The following is an 18,535-nucleotide window of genomic DNA, read 5'->3' on the forward strand; positions in this document are numbered from 1 at the left end:
GGCGAAAAGTCAGAAATTGTCAGTGGTTAATACATGGACTTCCTGACCCGCACCCGTACCCGCCGCGCCCCGGCCGTGATCAGCGCGCACCCCATCAGCGCACCGCTCGCCCAGACCGGCGCCCGGTAGCCGAATCCGGCGTCCAGGGCCAGGCCGCCCGCCCAAGGGCCCAGCGTGGCGCCCAGGTTGAAGGCGGTCGTGCAGAAGGCGCCCGCGAGCGTCGGGGCTTCGGGGGCCTGGCCGAGGACGCGGGCGATCAGCGCCGTACCGGTGCCGAAGGCGAACGCCCCCTGGGCCAGGATCAGTGCGAGGGCCACCGGCGCACTGCCCGCCGTCAGGGCCAGGGCGCTCCAGCCCAGCGCGAGGGCGGTCATGCCTGCCGCGATGAGGGCTGTGGGGCGGAGGTCCGCGAACCGGCCCGCGACGGTGACGCCCAGGAACGAGCCCACGCCGAAGAGGGCGAGGGCGACCGGTACCCATCCGGCGGGCAGACCGCTCTCCTTCGTGAGGAGCGGTTCCAGATAGGAGAACGTGCAGAAGGTCGCCCCCTGGACCAGGGCCATCGTGAGCAGCGTGCGCCGGATGCGGGGACGGGTCAGGACCCGGAGTTCGGTGCGGACGGGGACGGGGGCGGATTCGGCGTCGGGCCGGCCGCCCGGGATGCTCCGGACGACGGCCAGGACTGCCGGTACGGAGACGAGGGCGACCGCCCAGAACGCCGACCGCCACCCCCACCGCTCCCCCAGCACCGCCCCGGCGGGCACCCCGACCACACAGGCCACGGTGACCCCGCCGACCACGACGGCCGTGGCCCGCGCCTTCAACTGCGCGGGCACCAGGGAGACGGCGGTCGTCAAGGCCACGGCCCAGAAGCCCGCGTTGGCGACGGCCCCGGCGAAACGGGTCGCCAGGAGCACTCCGTAACCCGGGGTCAGCGCCCCGAGGACATGCACGGCGATGAACACCGAGAGGAACAGCAGCAGCGCACGGCGCCGGGGCCAGGTGCGGCTGGCGAGCGCCATGAGGGGCGCGCCGATCACCATCCCGACGGCGAAGGCCGAGGTCAGCAGACCTGCTGCGGCCAGGGAGACGTTCAGGTCGGTGGCGATGCCCGAGATGAGCCCGGACAGCATGAACTCCGATGTGCCCTGGGCGAAGACCGCGAGCCCGAGGACGTAGACAGCGAATGGCACGGGAGACAGACCCCTTGGTACGAAAACCGTCGTGGACAGACAGACCGTGTACGGGGATACGGCGGCGACGGAGCCGTGCGAAGAGATGCCCGTGACCCTGCGGGTCGAGCGGCCTCGGTCAGCAGGAGCCCGGCCACCGGCGGAACACCGGTGGCCTCGGTCTGTCGGACTCGGGGCAGGACATGGAAGCGACGGTATCCGGCCGGGTGATCGCGGTGCGAGTGGATATGTGCTGACTCGCGTGACGACAACCGGCGCCGCAGCGGGGATCAGCTCCCGAACTGTCCCGCTTTCTCCGCCTTCCCGTAACGGCCCGTCGACTCGCATGTCACAGGGGCGTCTTGATGGAGCTCCGGCCAGAACAACTCACCCGGCCGCGGTAATCCAACAGAACAACCAACGCTCGCTCAGCCGGAGCGAGCGAAAGAGACCACACCGCTTCCCTGGAGTAACGATGCGCGTCAAGAAGATCTCCGCCCTCGCCCTGATCGTCGCCGCTGCCGGCGTCTCGCTGACCGCGTGCGGCAGCAGCGACGGATCGAGTGCCTCCGCCGCCAACAACAGCAAGTCCACCGTCGCGAGCAGCTCCACCGGCGACAAGGGCTCGGCCTCGGACTCCTCCTCGTCCGCCTCGTCCGGATCCAGCACCGGGTCCAGCACCGGGTCCAGCACCGGATCCAGCACCGGATCCAGCACCGGATCCAGCACCGGCGGAAAGCTCACCACCAAGACCCAGTCCGCGACGTCGGGCGCCACGTGCAACGCGGACCACCTCGACCTCAGCGCCTCCTCCACCGGGGCCCAGAACGAGATGGTCATCAACATGAAGAACACCGGGCCCAGCTCGTGCACCATGCACGGCTTCCCCGGCGTCCAGCTCATCGGCCCCGACGGCCTCGGCGACACCGGGCCCGACGCCGCCCGCACCGACACCTCCGGCTCCACCGTCACCATCGCGCACGGCGAGGAGACCCGCTTCCTGCTCCACTACATCCCGGACACCAGCGGCTCCGGCAAGACCTACACGCGGCTCGCCGTCACCCCGCCCAACGAGAAGATCTCGGAGATCGTGAACCTCAACAAGCTGGCCATCACCATCGCCGCCCCCAGCGGCGGCCACGCCCCCGACGTCTACGTCGACCCGGTCGGCTACCACACCGGCTCCGGCAAGTGAGCCCGGCGCCGGCCCGGTGGTCCGGTCACCTCGCCCAGTCCGGCACCCAGACCCCGCTACCGGTCGGGGCGACCCGACCGGGGGCGAGGTAGGCGCGGAACGCCGCGAGCGTGGGGTGCGGGTTGTCACTGCGCCAGATCAGGGAGTGCGGGTACACCGGTGTCGGGTCGTGCAGGGCGACGCGCCGCAGCCCCCGGTCGGCGGGCCAGACGAACTGGGTCCGCTCGCCGATGAAGGTCGTCAGGGTCGGGGATTCGGCCATCGCGTCCAGGAGCGGTTCGGTGCCGAAGCTGGGACCGGCGGAGTCGATGGTGAAGCCGAACGCGGCGGCGAGGTCGCTGTAGTACACGGCCCATTCGGTCCCGGGGGCCATGTCGGGCATCCAGATCCGGCGCCCGGCGAGCTGGGCAGGGACGGCCGTATCGGCCCCGGCGAACTCGTGGGCCGGGCCGATCAGGAGCTGGACGGGCTCGTCGAGGACCCTGACCGCATCGATCCCGGCGGGAAGCTGCCGCACGGGCAGGGTGAGAGCACGGATCGTCGCGTCGATCGTGCCGGACCGCACGGCCGCGATGGCGGAGTCCGCGTCGTAGTGGGTGACGATGTCGAGTTCGGTCCCGGGGTGCGTGCGATGGAAGTCACGCAGCAGACCGGCAGGACCGAACCGCCGGCCGACCACATCGACGCGCAGCGCGCGCCGGCCGGGCCGCACGGAGGCGGCTGCCCGCTCCTCGGCCTGGAGAAGATCGCGGGCGTGGGGCAGGAACGCCTGCCCGTCGACGGTGAGCCGGGCTCCGCGCGCCGTGCGGGTGAAAAGCCGCACTCCGAGGTCCTTCTCCAGCGTGGCAACGCGCCGGGAGACGGCCTGCTGGGTGACCGACAGGGCCGCGGCGGCCTGCTGGAACTGGCCCGTGTCCACCACGGCGACGAAGGTACGTACGGCATCGAGATCCACGCCGCCCGACTCTAGAGCCTGCCGATCCAGAGCCCGCCATTCCAGAGCCCGCCATTCCAGAGCCTGCCATTCCAGGGCCTGCCGTCCGGATCAGGCCCCCGTGCCTGCGGGGCCGCTCCGACCAGGCACACAACGTGCCGTTGTGGCTACGGCCGGGTCGGTTGTTTGACCCGGAGGTGTGCTGCTCGCTTTGATCTCGGGGGTCGACGTCAGCCTGTTCCGGCGGGCGGACGAGGAGAGCGGGAGGTGCGCTGAGCATGGTGTCCAGACGGTCGCTGGGGCGGCAGTTCGGGTGGCTGTGGGCGGCCTACGCGACCAGCGCGTTCGGTACGTGGCTCGCGTTCGACTCGTTCTCCCTGATCGCGATCCTCGCCCTGCACGCCGGGACGACCGAGGTGTCCCTGCTGGCCGCCGCCGGGCTGGCGGTCGGTGCGGCGGTGGCGGTGCCGCTCGGGCCCTGGGTGGAGTTCCGCCGCAAGCGGCCGGTGATGGTCGCGATGGACCTGATCCGGTTCGCCGCGCTGATGACCATCCCGGCCGCCTACGCGTTCGGCCTGCTCAGCTTCGCCCAGCTGCTGGTCGTGTCGGTCGTCGTCGGCGCGGCCGACATCGCCTTCACGGCGGCGAGCGGGGCCTGCATGAAGGCGCTCGTACGGCAGGAGGACCTGCTCGTCGCGAACGGCCGCTTCGAGTCGACGACCTGGACCGCCACCATGCTCGGACCGCCGATCGGCGGGGCCGCGATCGGGATGTTCGGCCCGGTGCTGACCGTGCTCGCCAACGCGGTCAGCTATCTGCTCTCCGCCGCGGGGATCCGCGCGATCGGCGGCGAGGAACCGCGCCCGGAGCGAACCGCCGGACCACGGCTGCGCGCCGGTGACCTGCTCGACGGGTGGCGGTACATCCTCAACCACCCGACGCTGCGCCCGCTGTTCTTCAACTCGATCCTGAACAACGGCCTGATCATGGCGGCCTCGCCGCTGCTGGCCGTGCTCATGCTCGGCCACCTCGGGTTCGCCCCCTGGCAGTACTGCATCGTCTTCGCGGTGCCCTGCATCGGCGGTCTGATCGGGTCACGGCTGGCCCGCCGGCTCGTCACGCGGTTCGGGCAGCACAAGGTCCTGATCGCCGCCGGGACGCTGCGGGCGTGCTGGTCGATCGGGCTCGCCTTCGTCGGGCCCGGCGTTGCCGGGCTGGTGCTCGTGATGGCAGTCGAGCTGGGGCTGATCACCTGCTCGGGCGTGTACAACCCGGTGCTCGCCACCTGCCGGCTCACCCACACCGCGCCGGACCGGGTGGCCCGTACGCTCTCCGCGTGGTCGGTCACCAGCAAGGCCTCCATCGCACTCATGACAGCTCTGTGGGGCCTGCTGGCCGCGGCCACCGGTCCCCGCACAGCGATCGGGATCGCCGGTCTGCTGCTTCTGGCGACTCCGCTCCTGCTGCCCCGCAGCGACCGTGCGTCACGGCCTGAACCGGAACCGGCCCGGAGCGCGGCCTGAGGCACCGGCCCGGAGCGCTGCGTGATGACGTGAATTGGATAAGAGCTGAACAAAGATTTTCGTTTTGATTGACTCCATGATCTGTCATGAGCATGGTTTCTGCGTACTCCTCGGTCCCCCACCCTGAGAGGAACGCACCCGTGAGACGTATGAAATCCACGGCCGCCGCACTCGGCGCCGCCACTGTTCTGATCCTGGCCTGCGGTCTCGGCAGCGCCACCGCCACCGCGGCACCCGTCCACGGCCACGTCGTCGCCGCACGGCAACAGGCCGCCGGTGTCTGCACGTCCGCCGCTGCCGACTCCGGCCGTACGGTCCGCGGGGCGCTCTCCCGCGACCAGGTGCACCATGAACTCTCCGGCCTGACCGAGCCCCACCGTGCGGCCCGCGGCTACACCGGCTCCGGGGCGGCCGACACCTCCGGGATAGCCGACAAGGGGCCGCTGCGGGACGGCGCCCCCGACCGCGGGCTGCTGACGGACATCCACCCGGCCCAGGGCACGTCCTTCAAGGCGATCGACGGCAGCGACGGCTCCTGCGCCACCCAGTCGGTGTCCGCACAGCTGACCGTCCAGGACGGCTCCACGACGATCTACACCCCCACGATGTACCCGGCGGGCGGCTCGTGCATCGAGCTGGTCACCGTCTACACGCTGTCCGGCCGCTCGGTCTCCGCCTGGGACTGGTGCAACAGCGTCGCCTTCGAGGCGTCGGTGCCCATCGACAGCGCCTTCCTGAGCACCTACACGGACGGCGGCTCCAGCGCGTACACCGGCCGGGTCGTCAAGACCGACGCAGCCACCAACTCCTGGACCGCGGGGCTCTACAACTACCGGACCGGTTCCTGGGACACCCTCTTCACCCAGTCGGGCCAGAACCAGTCGGGCCGCAACACGGGCTGGGACATCAACGAGCTGTACTCCCAGGTCGGCACCTCGGGCCGGTCCGACGCCTGCGTCGACATGGCGGGCCAGACCTTCGAGTCCAGCAACATAACGGTCCGGATCAACGGCAGTTGGACGCGCGCTTCGGCGGACAACTCCGACACCACCTACGACTCGCCCGCGGGCTCCTTCTACTGCCCCGACCGCACCTACCAGATGGTCAGCGCGTACGACCACTGGAAGGCCGTGGGCTGACGGGACCGCCACCCGCAAGCCGCCCCGGCCGCCCCTGCGCAGGGTGACCGGGGCGGCCGTACGCTCTCCGCGCGGCCGGCCACCGCCAAGGCCCGGAGGTCAGTTGCTGCCGGTGAGTTCGCCGCTGAGGCTGCCGTGCATCCTGGCGCTGTCCTCGTTGAGGCCGATGATCTCCACGGTCTTGCCGCGTCCGGCGTATCTGGTGGTGATCGCGTCCAGCGCCGCGACGGAGGAGGCGTCCCAGACGTGGGCGCCGGTCAGGTCGATCACGACCTTGCCGGGGTCGCCCGCGTAGTCGAACCGGGAGACCAGCTCGTTGCAGGATGCGAAGAACAGCTCGCCGGTGACGGCATAGACGACGCTGTCGCCGTCGGGATCGGTGACGGCGGTGACGTTCGTCAGGTGCGCGACCCGGCGGGCGAAGATCACCATGGCGGTGAGGGTGCCGACGACGACACCGATGGACAGGTTGCCCGTGGCGACCACGACCGTGACGGTGATGACCATCACCGCGGTCTCACCGACCGGCATCCGCTTCAACGTGGCGGGCTTGACCGAATGCCAGTCGAAGGTGCCGACCGAGACCAGCACCATCACCGCGACCAGGGCGGCCATGGGGATGTCGGAGACCACCGGGCCGAGGACGATGCACAGGATCAGCAGGAAGAACCCGGCCAGGAACGTGGAAAGGCGGGTGCGGGCACCGTTCTTGACGTTGATCATGGTCTGGCCGATCATCGCGCAGCCGCCCATACCGCCGAAGAGACCGGTGACGATGTTGGCGATGCCCTGGCCGATCGATTCGCGGGTCTTGTTGGAGTGGGTGTCCGTGATGTCGTCGACGAGCTTGGCGGTCATCAACGACTCCATGAGGCCGACCAGAGCCATCGCCAGCGCATAGGGGGCGATGACGGTCAGGGTGTGGACGCTGAACGGCACGTCCGGCAGCCCCGGCACCGGCAGCGACGAGGGGAGCTTCCCCTTGTCCCCGACCGTGGGAACCGCGATGCCGGCTGCCAGCGTGACCGCGGTGAGGATCACGATCGAGACCAGCGGCGCGGGCACGGCCCTGGTCAGACGGGGGAAGAACACCATCATCGCCAGACCGGCGGCGACCAGGGGATAGACCTGCCAGGGGACGTCGTGGAGGTTGGGTATCTGGGCGGTGAACAGCAGGATGCCCAGTGCGTTGACGAAGCCGACCATCACCGGGCGCGGCACGAACCGCATCAGCCTGGCCACCCCGAGGGAGCCCAGGACGACCTGGAAGACCCCGGCAAGGATCACGGTCGCGATCAGATGTCCCAGACCGTGCTGGCGGACGACTGGCGCCACGACCAGAGCGACGGCGCCGGTGGAGGCGGAGATCATCGCCGGGCGGCCGCCGACGAACGCGATGACCATCGCCATCGTGCACGCGGCGAACAGTCCGACCTTCGGGTCGACGCCCGCGATGACGGAGAAGGAGATCGCTTCGGGGATCAGCGCCAGGCCCACGACGAGACCGGCCAGGACCTCGACCCGGAAGACCTTCGGGGACGACAGCCAGGGGGGCCGGGGCAGGCGGCGCAGACGTGCGGGCAGGGACGAGGGGGATGTCTGCAAGACCAGGTGACCTTGTCGTGCTCGGGCGCGGCCGGTCAGGGACCGCGCGGGCAGGATGCGCAGGACCGGGGTGGCCGGGCACGGATGGCGGCCGCACGCGCCGTCCGGGGCGTGCACCCTCGCCGCCCGGGGCGGCCGCATGCGCCGTCCCTCCTGCTCGCGGGTTCGGCGGGGGCGCCGTCGGCCCCCGCCACGGCAGCGGGCGGGCGCCCGCGCCCGTCAGGAGCTGGGTGCCACCTTCGTCAGCCCGTTGATGATCCGGTCCATCGCGTCCCCGCCGGTCGGGTCGGTCAGGTTCGCCAGCATCTTGAGGGTGAACTTCATCAGCACCGGGTGGGTCAGGCCGCGCTGGGCCGCGAGCTTCATCACCTTCGGATTGCCGATCAGCTTCACGAACGCGCGGCCCAGCGTGTAGTAGCCGCCGTAGGTGTCCTTGAGGATCTTCGGGTAGTTGTGCAGCGCCATCTCGCGCTGCGCCGGGGTCGCCCGCGCCGTCGCCTGGACGATCACGTCGGCCGCGATCTGGCCGGACTCCATGGCGTACGCGATGCCCTCGCCGTTGAACGGGTTGACCATGCCGCCCGCGTCACCCACGAGCAGCAGGCCCTTGGTGTAGTGCGGCTGGCGGTTGAAGGCCATCGGCAGGGCGGCGCCGCGGATCGGCATCGTCATGTTGTCGGGGACGTAACCCCAGTCCTCCGGCATCGACGCGCACCACGCCTTCAGCACCTCGCGCCAGTCCAGCTCCTTGAACGCCGCCGAGGAGTCGAGGATGCCCAGGCCGACGTTGGAGGTGCCGTCGCCCATGCCGAAGATCCAGCCGTACCCGGGGAGCAGCCGGTCCTGGGGGCCGCGCCGGTCCCACAGCTCCAGCCAGGACTCCAGGTAGTCGTCGTCGTGCCGCGGCGAGGTGAAGTACGTACGGACCGCGATCCCCATCGGCCGGTCCTCGCGGCGGTGCAGGCCCATGCCGATGGAGAGGCGGGTGGAGTTGCCGTCTGCGGCGACCACCAGCGGGGCGTGGAAGGTGACCGGGGTCTTCTCCTCGCCCATCTTCGCGTTGACGCCGGTGATCCGGCCGGTGCGCGGGTCGGTGATCGGGGCGCCGACGTTGCAGCGCTCGTGCAGCCGGGCGCCCGCCTTCTGCGCCTGGCGGGCCAGTTGCTCGTCGAAGTCGTCCCGCTTGCGGACCAGGCCGTAGTCCGGGTACGAGGCGAGATCCGGCCAGTCCAGCTGGAGCCGTACGCCGCCGCCGATGATGCGCAGGCCCTTGTTCCGCAGCCAGCCCGCTTCCTCGGAGATGTCGATGCCCATGGAGACCAGCTGCTTGGTGGCACGCGGGGTCAGGCCGTCGCCGCAGACCTTCTCGCGCGGGAACGCGGTCTTCTCCAGGAGCAGGACGTCGAGTCCGGCCTTGGCCAGGTAGTACGCGGTCGTGGAGCCGGCAGGGCCTGCCCCGACGACGATCACATCTGCGCTGTGCTCGGAGAGGGGCTCGGTCACGGCGGGAACTCCGGAAGACTCGATTTCGTGTGCCACGGGGCACTGGACAGGTGCAGTCTATGGGGACCTCCTGATCGATCAGCTGAAGGGTTGGAACGAAGTGAACAAGCCTGCGCCGGTCGTCCGGCTGCGTGTCCCCACCGAGGAGGACGCCTTCGCCTGGCACCGGGTGTTCGACGACCCGGACGTCATGGAATTCCACGGGGGTGCGTCGAAGGAGGTGTCGGTGTACGAGGAGTTGACCGCGCGGCAGCGCAGACATGACGCCGAGCGCGGATTCTGCCTCTGGACGATGCTCGACGGGGACGGCGAGGTGATGGGGTTCACCGGTGCGCAGCCCTGGCCGCACGAGACGTTCGGGCCGGTCGGCCGGATCGAGATCGGCTGGCGGCTCGGGCGGAAGTACTGGGGCCACGGCTATGTGACGACGGCCGCCCGTATGACGCTGGAGCGGGTAGGGGCGGCCGGTGTCGGTGAGGTGTTCGCGATGGTCGACGCGGAGAACCAGCGGTCGATCGCGGTGACGCGGCGGCTCGGGATGGAGATGCACGAGACATTCGTGACACCGGTGTCGACGCGGAAGGGGCACTGCTTCCGGCTGGATCTGCCGGTCGGGGCCGGCTGAGAAGGCGGGCCGGCCGGTGCAGCGGGGCCGCCTCCCCCTGCACCGGCCCCCTCCCCTGGCTCAGTCGGTCCGCTTGAAGCCCCGGTGCAGCGCCACGATGCCGCCGGTCAGATTCCGCCAGGCGACGTCCGACCAGCCGGCCTGCTGGAGGCGGGCGGCGAGCGCGGGCTGGTCCGGCCAGGCGCGGATCGACTCGGCGAGATAGACGTACGCGTCCGGGTTGGACGAGACTGCGGTCGCCACCGGGGGCAGCGCCCGCATCAGGTACTCGGTGTAGACGGTGCGGAACGGGGCCCAGGTGGGCTGCGAGAACTCGCAGATCACCACCCGGCCGCCGGGCTTGGTGACCCGGTACAGCTCCCGCAGCGCGGCATCCGTCTCCTGGACGTTGCGCAGCCCGAAGGAGATCGTCACGGCGTCGAAGACCCCGTCGCGGAAGGGCAGTTTCGTCGCGTCACCCGCCGTCAGCGGGAGGTGCGGATGGCGTTCCTTGCCGACCTGGAGCATGCCGATCGAGAAGTCGCAGGGCACGACGTACGCACCGGTCTGCGCGAACGGCAGCGAGGACGTCGCCGTCCCGGCGGCCAGGTCGAGGACCTTCTGCGCGGGGCGGGCGCCGACTGCCCTGGCCACCTCCTTGCGCCACAGACGTGCCTGCCCGAGGGAGAGCACGTCGTTGGTGAGGTCGTAGTTCGCCGCCACGTCGTCGAACATCGAGGCGACTTCGTGCGGCTGCTTGTCCAGGGATGCTCGGGTCACCCGACCATTGTGTCGTGCGGCCCACGGGAGCCCGGCCACAGGGTCGCGGCCCGCGTGGCACGGGGCCGGGAGGGGGCGGACGGGGTGGGTCCCGGGGGTACCCGTGGAGCGTCAACTCCCGCTGCGCTGCCCGCGTCTTCCGTGGTCCGGCGGCCATCAGCGCGCCCGGTGCACCATCCGGCCCGCGACGCACGTCACCAGACAGGCGCCGTCGTCGTCGTACACCGCGAAGTCGGCCCGCCCGGAGACAGCCAGCGGGCCGGGCACCAGGAGCGTGGCGTCCTCGACGCCCCCCGGGAACACCCGGAGGCCCGACCGCTCGACGGCCGTGCGGACGGTCTCCCGGGTGAACGGTCCGGCGACCGAAGTCGTCCCCGCCGCCAGCAGCCGTTGCAGTCCGCGCCGGGCGCTCGCGCCCCAGCGGACCTCGGTCATCCCGAGCGCGGCCAGGGCCCGGCCGGTCAGCGGGTCGGAGCCGAGGTCCTCGCGCGGGTCGGGCCAGTAGGCCGCTTCCAGGAGTGCGGGCGCGTCCGGCTCGTGGCGGCCCGGGGTGAGGACCCCGTCCCAGCTGCGCAGCCGGGCCCGGTCCCCGTACGCCGTGTCCAGTTCGTCGTACGGACCGAGCGCCGCGATGCGGTCGCCGTCGATGACGACCGCGTCGGCGCGCGCCCGGTGAAGGGTCAGCAACGGGGCCTCAGTTGGCGTCGAGGAGCTTCAGCTCGGGGTGGGCCGTGCCGCCCTCGATCGCCGTGGACGAGAGGTGCGAGACGACACGGTCGTCGACCGGGTCGTTCGCCGGGTCGTCGTGCACGACGAGGTGCTCGTACGTCGTCGCGCGCTGCGCGGGAACGCGGCCGGCCTTGCGGATGAGGTCGATGATCTCCATCCGGTTCGACCGGTGCTTGGCACCGGCCGACGAGACCACGTTCTCCTCCAGCATGATCGAGCCGAGGTCGTCGGCGCCGTAGTGCAGCGACAGCTGGCCGACCTCCTTGCCGGTCGTCAGCCAGGAGCCCTGGATGTGGGCGACGTTGTCGAGGAAGAGCCGGGCGATGGCGATCATGCGCAGGTACTCGAAGAGGGTGGCCTGCGTCCGGCCCTTCAGGTGGTTGTTCTCGGGCTGGTACGTGTACGGGATGAAGGCACGGAAGCCGCCGGTCCGGTCCTGTACGTCGCGGATCATCCGCAGGTGCTCGATGCGCTCGGCGTTGGTCTCGCCGGTGCCCATGAGCATGGTGGACGTGGACTCGACGCCGAGACCGTGCGCCGTCTCCATGATCTCCAGCCAGCGCTCGCCGGACTCCTTGAGCGGCGCGATGGCCGTGCGCGGCCGCGCGGGCAGCAGCTCGGCGCCCGCACCGGCGAAGGAGTCGAGCCCGGCCGCGTGGATCCGCGAGACGGCCTCTTCGACCGACACCTTGGAGATCCGCGCCATGTGCTCGACCTCGGAGGCGCCGAGGGAGTGGATGACCAGCTCCGGGTACGCCTTCTTGATGGCCGAGAAGTGCTCCTCGTAGTACTCCACGCCGAAGTCCGGGTGGTGCCCGCCCTGGAACATGATCTGTGTGCCACCGAGCTCGATGGTCTCCGCGCAGCGGCGCAGGATGTCGTCGAGGTCGCGGGTCCAGCCCTTCTCGGTGTCCTTCGGGGCCGCGTAGAAGGCACAGAACTTGCACGCCGTGACGCAGAGGTTCGTGTAGTTGATGTTGCGCTCGATGATGTACGTGGCGATGTGCTCGGTCCCGGCATACCGGCGACGGCGCACGGCGTCGGCCGCCGCGCCCAGGGCGTGCAGCGGGGCGTCGCGGTACAGGACGACCGCTTCCTCGGGAGTGATGCGCCCGCCTTCGGCGGCACGGTCGAGGACGGCTGCGACATTTACAGACGTAAGGTCGGCGTTCTCGGTCACCGGGCGGGTCCTTCCCAAGGGGCTACAGACGACCGATCCAGCCTACGCCAGGGGGCGACGCGAAAGATTGCGCCCCCTTTGTCTGCTTTTTTCAGCGGGGATTCCCGGCCGTCCACCGTCCGAGACCGGCACCGGCCGCCCCGCGTACGGTCACCCCGCCGCCGCAACTCCCCCGCGCCATCCCGGAAGCAGCTCGTCCAGCAGCGCCTCCGTGCGCGGCGGCAGCCCCCGGTCACCGCCCCGCACGGCCAGGTCCGACGCGAGCTCCCGCAGCCGCGCCTCGTCGCCCGTCGCGTGGGTCGCGCGCAGCATCTCGTTCCACAGGCGCTCGTCCGCCGAGGACCCGGAGACCGCCGCCCGCAGCGCGGCGATGGCCTTCTCCGGCTGTTCCTGCTCCAGGTGGTGCGCCGACAGGGCCAGCGCCACATCGGCCACGAGCAGCGGCAGCTGTGTGTCGATGATCTCGTGGGTCAGCCAGGTGTAGCGGCCCTCCGTACGGTCGGCCAGGAGCGGCCCCCGTACCAGCCCGAGCGCGTCCGTGAGGAGCCGCTCCCGCACCGAGGCGCGCCGCGCGCCCCGGCCCTCGGTCGCCTCGTGGTGGAGCGAACGGAGCACGTCCAGGTCGGAGACCACGGACGGAGCGAGCGTGAGCCGCCCGGTGCTGTCCGTACGGAGCCGGGCCGAGCCGTCCTCGTCCGTGCCGAGCCACAGCCGCAGCCGCTCGATGAGCGCGTCGCACACCTCCGGCGTGACTCCGCGCGGCCACATCGCCGAGGCGAGGACCCGCGGGTGGACGCCCTCACGGTGCAGCAGGAGCAGCGCGAGCGCTTCGTGCAGCAGGGCGCTGCGTTCGCTGTCCGGGGTGTCGAGGCCGATGATCTCGTACGGGCCGACCAGCCGCGCGTACACCGCGGGACGGCCCTGCTCGGTGATGTCGACCAGGAACGGGCGGGCCGGTTCGGGGCCGTCGCCCTCCGGGGCGGCGTCGGCGAAGAGCCGGACGACGGCCTCGTGCTGCGCCTGCGGCAGCAGCTGGGCATCGAGTTCGAGACCGAGCAGCGGTGCGAGCAGCCTGCCCTCTGCGGTGATCTCCAAGTCCCAGGTGGCGCCGGGCAGTTGTACCGACGAACCGGCACCGATCAGACAGCCGATGCCCAGCCGCCCCGAGTCCGAGGTCAGTTCGGCGAGCGCGGTGGCCTCGTCGGCGGTGGGTTCGTCCGCGACGAGGACCAGGTGCGGCGCCCAGCGGGTCTGCTGGGCCGGGCCGGTCCGTCCGGTGAGGACCGAGTCGTGACCGGCCGTGCCGAGCGCGCTGCGGCGCTGCCCGATCTCCGCGCCGAGCGTCTCGATGAGCTCGTCGACGGAGCCGAGGTGGCGCAGCCGCGTCGGGGCCAGCGGGCTGAGCTCCGCGCCGAATCCGACGACCGTGACGGTCATCCGGTCCGACCAGCCGTTGGTGGCCAGTTCGGCGGCGACGGACGAGAGGACGGCGGCCCGGTCGGGGTCGGCCCCGGTGAGTGCGACCAGACCGGGCACGGCCTCCAGGTTCAGCAGCAGCCGCGCGTCGTCGCGGGTGCCGAGGCTGACGAGTCCCGGGTACGGGGCGGCCGCGGCCTCCGGGTCGATCCCCTCGTACGCCGCGACCGCCGACCGCTCCAGCCGCCAGAACGTCTGGTCCTGGCCCTGCTCCCACGGCGCCGGCGGCGTCCCCGACGGCTGGGCGAGCTGGAGGTGCAGATCGTCGCCGGTGAGCCAGGCCGCGTACACGACGGGCAGCGGGCGGTTCTCCTGGCCGAGCGAGGAGGAGAGCCCGCGCAGCGCCAGGTCGAGGAAGCGGACGGCGTCGGGGTCGGCACCGACCAGCAGCGCGTCGTGCGCGTCGGCTTCGTCGCCGGTCGGGACCGGCGGTTCCATACCGCGCCGGCCGGCCACCGCGGTCATCGCCGATTGCCACAGCGCCATCCGGCGGCGGCGGCCCAGCGCGCCGAGCACACCGGCGGCGAGCAGCGGGGCACCGATGAGGGCCGCCGACAGACCGAGACCGGAGTCGGTGCTCTGCGACGGCGCCTCGGCGACCGCGCCCGATCCGGCCCCGGAGCCGGAGCCGGTGGCCGGCGCGTTCGGAAGGCGCTGCTCCGGTACGGAGATCTGCGCCGTCGGGTTGTCACCGCGGCTGCCGCCCTGGTGCTGCTGGGCGGGCTGCTCCTGGTGGTTCCCGGACTTGGCGTACTCGTCGATCTGGTGGCGCACCTGCTCGGAGACGTTCGGCGCCTGGTCGGGCATCTCCACGACCTCGCCGCCGTGGGCGTCGGCCGGCATCTCCATGATCCAGCCGGGCCGGATCAGACTCGCCTCGGACAGCTTCGTACCGTCCGGCTGCATCCGGTCCTTGTTGAGCTGGTAGATCTCCTTGTACCTGCGGCCGTCGCCCAGGTGGCGCTGGGCTATCTCCCACAGCGAGTCGTGGTGGCGGCCCTCGGGCGGGCTGATCCGGTAGAACTTCGTCGCGCCCTCGGCCCCGGTCTTCGCGTGCACCTGCTCGGCCTGGGACTGCGCGTCGGCCTGCGAGGCCACGGCGGCCCGCGCCTGCTGCGCGGAGCCGATCCCCGGGGCCTGCTGCGCGGCCGCGACCGTCGGCTTGTGCGTCGACTCGAGCGACTGCCCGAACTGCGCGATGCCGGGCGCGAAGCTCGCGGCGGTGGCGCTGACCAGGAGCAGCGCGGCGATGAGCTGCCGGGCCAGCATCTGGCTCGGCCCCGCACCGGGAATGTGCGAGGGCATTCCGACGCCGGAGACGGCCGCCTTGATCTCCACCAGGACGCACGCGGCGAACTGCGCCCAGGCCAGCCAGACGACGCAGACCAGGATGTTCACGAACGTGTCGACGGTGATCTGCTGCTGCACCATGTCGAAGGACGGCATGCTGTGCGGCAGCGGCCAGCCCTGCGTGGACAGGGCGAGCGGCACCGCGAGCAGCAACCCCGCGAGCGCGAGAAACGCGAAGAACGCCTTGGCGAAGTCACCCGCGGTCCGTTGCCGGGGCAGAGGCTGAGGCGTCCGGTTGGTCGGGCCCGTCGAGCCGGGAGTATTGCGCGCCATGGCGGGTTTCCTGTGGGGAGGGAGCGGGTTCGGGATCGTCGGGGGTTATCGGGATCGGCCGTCGGGGGGTGGACTGAGCCTACCGAGATGGTACGGACGGTTTCGAAAGACAGACAGACTCCGAGAGGCACAACGAGCCCGATATGACGCGCCTGTTGACGCTTGCCCCAATTGAGCGGAGGGGGACCTCGCGATTGCAGCACCCATGGACCGAAGGGAAATGTGGTGCGGGAATCCGGAGTCGCCAGCCCCGGTTCCAGACGCGTCCAGCCGCACACCGGGCACCCGTCAGCCATCTCCGTATCGCACGTGTCACGGGGCGCTCGGAGAGCGGGACCGCTCGCCACTGACGCGTCCCTCACGACTGGATCACAACTCCCCCACAGAGCACGGGATCCACCGGTCGCCACCCACCACCCTTTTACACCCGGCTGGTAACTTCGTTGCCGATTGCATACGCACAGGACGATCCGACCGTCCGACTGCCGAATACCGGGGGAGAACACACGTGGCCCGCCACACCTCGACCATCGCCGCCGCACTCACCGTCAGTGCGGCACTGCTGCTGACCGCTTGCGGCGGCGGCAGTGACGACGCGTCCAAGGACAAGATCAAGGGCGCGGACAAGGGGCCGACGGGCCCTTCCGCCTCGGCATCCTCCCCGGCGGCTCCCGGCGTCCAGCGCCCGGCGATCAAACTCCCGAAAGGCTTTCAGGCCGACTTCGAGGGCTGGACCAACAGCGACCCCGAGCTTCAATCCGTCCTGAACGACGGCAAGGAGCGCCTCCGGGCCACCTACGCGGCCATCGGTGACAGCAACCCGAAGGCCGACTATCTGGCCTTTTACAGCACGCAAGCCGCGCTCGCGACCGGCTCGGAATGGGTCAAGGGATACAAGGGCCTGACCATCACCGGCAAAGTCACTGCTTACAACCCGGAAGTACACCTCAAGGGCAAGAAGACGGCGACGCTCTTCTACTGCGTGGACGAGGGCAAGGGCTACAGCAAGAACCTCAAGACGGGAAAACTGTCAGGCACTCCCAAGGGTGAATCTCCCAAGGTGCGGTACAGCACCGGGCTAGGGAAGACCGCGGAGGGCATCTGGCAGACCACCACGGTGGAGTCGGAAGCCGGCGGGTGCTGATCATGCACTCGCCGCGCCAGCCCCTGCGGCGCCTGGTCGTTCCCCTCGTGGTGACGGCCGCCCTGAATCCGACGTCCGCATACGCGCTGGGAGAACCTGGACACGAAGGCAAACCCAGCGGTGACACTGGTAACCACTCCGTGAACGCCTCGGTGTCAGATTCTCAGATCAAGATCATTCATGTGAGCGGAGGCGGGGGCGGCAAGAAGGGGAATCTCGCACCCATCGATGCCAACTGGAAGCCCCCAGCCTGCTGGTACGAACCTCTCTTCACACCCGAGCAGCTCAAGCAGGCAGTTAAGAAAAACCAGGTCAGTGACGTCGGGATCCATGAGTTCTGGTCTAACGGGGTCTTCGTGGATCATTACGAAAAGGGCATTTCGGACAAGAACTTCGACGGTGCATGGTCCACTGCCCCCGGGTACAAGAACTACAACATCGGCCAGAAGGGCTACTTCTGGCGCAGCGTCGCACCCGACGTACACGATGAGGACTCATGGGACTGCGGCCGGATCATGTTCTGGCAGGACGCAAACACCGTGCCGAAGATCCCTCATGCGCCGACACCAAAAATGCTGGCGGATTACGCGTACAACCAGGTCAAGGTCCCGGACACCGAGGTCGAGCTGAAACCTGCGACCAAGTCGACCGTCAACCTCCCCACCTGGGTGTGGCTCGACAGGGCCTCATTCCAGGAGGTGAAGGTTCGTGCAGAGCTGCCGCATACCGGTCTCTGGGCGGAAACCACCGCGAAGCCGGTGAGCCTGCACCTGGATCCAGGAACCGAGGACGCCGAGACATACCCGTCGTCCGGCGACTGCTCATTCAAGGCGGACGGCAGCATCGGCACCCCTTACGCCAAGGGCGATGCGACCAAGACGCCACCCTGCGGCATCAATTACCTCCGCGCCACGAACGGTGAGCCGTTTCAGCTCAAGGCGTCGATCACCTGGAAAATCACCTGGGAAGGGTCGGACCATGACGGCGTGCACCACGATCTGCCCAACGGCACCTTCGAGACCACCCAGGACATGAACGTCCAGGAGATCCAGGCCATCAACCGCTGACGCCAACGCAATGCGCGGAGGAGTCCCGCAGTCGTCGCCGGACACGACGCTCATCGAATCGGCCAAGCACTCCAGGACCGGGCGCCTTACCGTCACCCGCAGCTCCGCGATCGCCTCGACGTCCGACAGCCCTGTGGGACGCAACACCCCTACCGCAGGACAGCCTGGACCGATCCCGGGCGCCGCCTCCCCCTGCCACGGCCCATCCCCTGTCGTACCCGGTATCCACAGCTGCGGCTGAAGTACCCCGGCCACCTGCCGCGGCCACGCGTCCGGCAAGACCGTTCACCGACCGGTCGAGCAGCAGCGTCAGTCGCGCACCACGCCGCAAGCGGCCTGACTCCGCTTCCGTCCGGCTGGGGCATCTCTGGCAGCCCGTCCGATGATGGGTGCATGACTGCCTACTACCACGTGTGCTTCGCCGTCCCGGACATCGAGCGGGCCATGGCGGACTTCCGTCGCTCGGCCGGTGTCGAGCGGTGTGCCCCGGCCTCCGAGCGACTGGGTGAGTGGGACTACCGGATTGCCTTCACCACGGGCGGCCCGCCGTTCATCGAGCTGATCGAGGGACCCCGAGGCAGCCCGTGGGACGCGTCGGCGGGAGCCAGGTCCGATCACATCGGCTTCTGGACGAGCGACATCCAGCAGGGCTCCGCACGCCTGGAGAGGGAGGGAATGCCCCTGGAGTTCTCCGGCTGCCCCCACGGCAGGCCGTTCGCCTGTCACCGCATGGACAGCATCGGCGCGCGCATCGAACTCGTCGACGCCGGCCGGCAGGCCGGTTTCCTCAGCCGGTGGCAGCCGGACGGCGGGCCGATGCCCGCCATCGACGAAGCGCCCGGCGGGTGACCTCCGGGTGTT

Annotated in this window: 15 protein-coding genes; 7 read left to right on the forward strand and 8 right to left on the reverse strand. The window is 70.3% G+C overall.

Translation table 11 applies throughout. The annotated features are described in order from the left end of the window. Positions 1-26: 26 nt before the first annotated feature. Positions 27-1,193 carry a Cmx/CmrA family chloramphenicol efflux MFS transporter gene (locus tag OG285_RS13540; RefSeq protein ID WP_371791063.1) on the reverse strand — a complete coding sequence of 389 codons (1,167 nt, stop codon included), beginning with the start codon at positions 1,191-1,193 and terminating at the stop codon, positions 27-29. A 454-nt stretch (positions 1,194-1,647) separates the two neighbouring features. On the opposite strand from OG285_RS13540, the gene OG285_RS13545 reads away from it, so the two are divergent. Continuing rightward, on the forward strand, positions 1,648-2,367 hold the full coding sequence (locus OG285_RS13545; RefSeq protein WP_371791064.1) for a DUF4232 domain-containing protein: 720 nt from the start codon (positions 1,648-1,650) through the stop codon (positions 2,365-2,367). 25 nt (positions 2,368-2,392) lie between these two features. On the opposite strand, the gene OG285_RS13550 is transcribed toward OG285_RS13545, so the two are convergent. After that, a complete protein-coding gene (locus tag OG285_RS13550; RefSeq protein ID WP_371791065.1) occupies positions 2,393-3,322 on the reverse strand; it encodes a LysR family transcriptional regulator in 930 nt (309 codons plus the stop codon). 257 nt (positions 3,323-3,579) lie between these two features. Here OG285_RS13550 and OG285_RS13555 point away from each other — a divergent pair, with 257 nt between their 5' ends. Both OG285_RS13555 and OG285_RS13560 read left to right on the forward strand, forming a co-directional pair. Continuing rightward, positions 3,580-4,824: an MFS transporter gene (locus tag OG285_RS13555; RefSeq protein WP_371791066.1), complete on the forward strand. Its 1,245-nt coding sequence runs from the start codon at positions 3,580-3,582 to the stop codon at positions 4,822-4,824. 140 nt (positions 4,825-4,964) lie between these two features. Beyond that, positions 4,965-5,963 carry a carbohydrate-binding protein gene (locus OG285_RS13560; protein WP_371791067.1) on the forward strand — a complete coding sequence of 333 codons (999 nt, stop codon included), beginning with the start codon at positions 4,965-4,967 and terminating at the stop codon, positions 5,961-5,963. Between the two features lie 99 nt (positions 5,964-6,062). Here the strand turns inward: OG285_RS13560 and OG285_RS13565 are convergent, their stop codons facing one another. Next, entirely contained in the window at positions 6,063-7,568 is a 1,506-nt protein-coding gene (locus OG285_RS13565) for a SulP family inorganic anion transporter (protein WP_371791068.1), read from the reverse strand. A 219-nt stretch (positions 7,569-7,787) separates the two neighbouring features. Then, entirely contained in the window at positions 7,788-9,071 is a 1,284-nt protein-coding gene (locus OG285_RS13570) for a geranylgeranyl reductase family protein (protein WP_356829005.1), read from the reverse strand. 100 nt (positions 9,072-9,171) lie between these two features. On the opposite strand from OG285_RS13570, the gene OG285_RS13575 reads away from it, so the two are divergent. After that, positions 9,172-9,696, forward strand: a complete 525-nt coding sequence (locus OG285_RS13575) for a GNAT family N-acetyltransferase (protein WP_356829007.1) — start codon at positions 9,172-9,174, stop codon at positions 9,694-9,696. A 60-nt stretch (positions 9,697-9,756) separates the two neighbouring features. On the opposite strand, the gene OG285_RS13580 is transcribed toward OG285_RS13575, so the two are convergent. The 4 genes from OG285_RS13580 to OG285_RS13595 all read right to left on the reverse strand — a co-directional run bounded on the left by OG285_RS13580 (position 9,757) and on the right by OG285_RS13595 (position 15,463). Beyond that, positions 9,757-10,455 (reverse strand): demethylmenaquinone methyltransferase, encoded by a 699-nt coding sequence (locus OG285_RS13580; RefSeq protein WP_356829009.1) that lies wholly within the window; start codon positions 10,453-10,455, stop codon positions 9,757-9,759. Between the two features lie 156 nt (positions 10,456-10,611). Then, positions 10,612-11,142 carry a hypothetical protein gene (locus tag OG285_RS13585; protein ID WP_371791069.1) on the reverse strand — a complete coding sequence of 177 codons (531 nt, stop codon included), beginning with the start codon at positions 11,140-11,142 and terminating at the stop codon, positions 10,612-10,614. A gap of 7 nt (positions 11,143-11,149) precedes the next feature. After that, a complete protein-coding gene (mqnC, locus tag OG285_RS13590) occupies positions 11,150-12,364 on the reverse strand; it encodes a cyclic dehypoxanthinyl futalosine synthase (protein WP_356829012.1) in 1,215 nt (404 codons plus the stop codon). A 150-nt stretch (positions 12,365-12,514) separates the two neighbouring features. Continuing rightward, positions 12,515-15,463, reverse strand: a complete 2,949-nt coding sequence (locus OG285_RS13595) for a BTAD domain-containing putative transcriptional regulator (protein ID WP_371791070.1) — start codon at positions 15,461-15,463, stop codon at positions 12,515-12,517. 508 nt (positions 15,464-15,971) lie between these two features. On the opposite strand from OG285_RS13595, the gene OG285_RS13600 reads away from it, so the two are divergent. From OG285_RS13600 to OG285_RS13610, 3 genes are all read left to right on the forward strand, one after another. Then, a complete protein-coding gene (locus tag OG285_RS13600; protein WP_371791071.1) occupies positions 15,972-16,607 on the forward strand; it encodes a hypothetical protein in 636 nt (211 codons plus the stop codon). 2 nt (positions 16,608-16,609) lie between these two features. Next, positions 16,610-17,674, forward strand: a complete 1,065-nt coding sequence (locus OG285_RS13605; protein ID WP_371793524.1) for a hypothetical protein — start codon at positions 16,610-16,612, stop codon at positions 17,672-17,674. A gap of 393 nt (positions 17,675-18,067) precedes the next feature. Further along, positions 18,068-18,523, forward strand: coding sequence for a VOC family protein (locus OG285_RS13610; RefSeq protein WP_371791072.1), 456 nt, complete (start codon positions 18,068-18,070; stop codon positions 18,521-18,523). Positions 18,524-18,535 lie beyond the last annotated feature (12 nt).

The organism is Streptomyces sp. NBC_01471 (assembly GCF_041438865.1).
In the GTDB taxonomy this organism is placed as follows: domain Bacteria; phylum Actinomycetota; class Actinomycetes; order Streptomycetales; family Streptomycetaceae; genus Streptomyces.

Bases quoted from the DNA above. Each gene is read 5' to 3' on its own strand.
- OG285_RS13545 (WP_371791064.1), top strand. From the start codon at position 1,648: ATGCGCGTCAAGAAGATCTCCGCCCTCGCCCTGATCGTCGCCGCTGCC.
- OG285_RS13555 (WP_371791066.1), top strand. From the start codon at position 3,580: ATGGTGTCCAGACGGTCGCTGGGGCGGCAGTTCGGGTGGCTGTGGGCG.
- OG285_RS13595 (WP_371791070.1), bottom strand. From the start codon at position 15,463: ATGGCGCGCAATACTCCCGGCTCGACGGGCCCGACCAACCGGACGCCT.
- OG285_RS13605 (WP_371793524.1), top strand. From the start codon at position 16,610: ATGCACTCGCCGCGCCAGCCCCTGCGGCGCCTGGTCGTTCCCCTCGTG.
- OG285_RS13610 (WP_371791072.1), top strand. From the start codon at position 18,068: ATGACTGCCTACTACCACGTGTGCTTCGCCGTCCCGGACATCGAGCGG.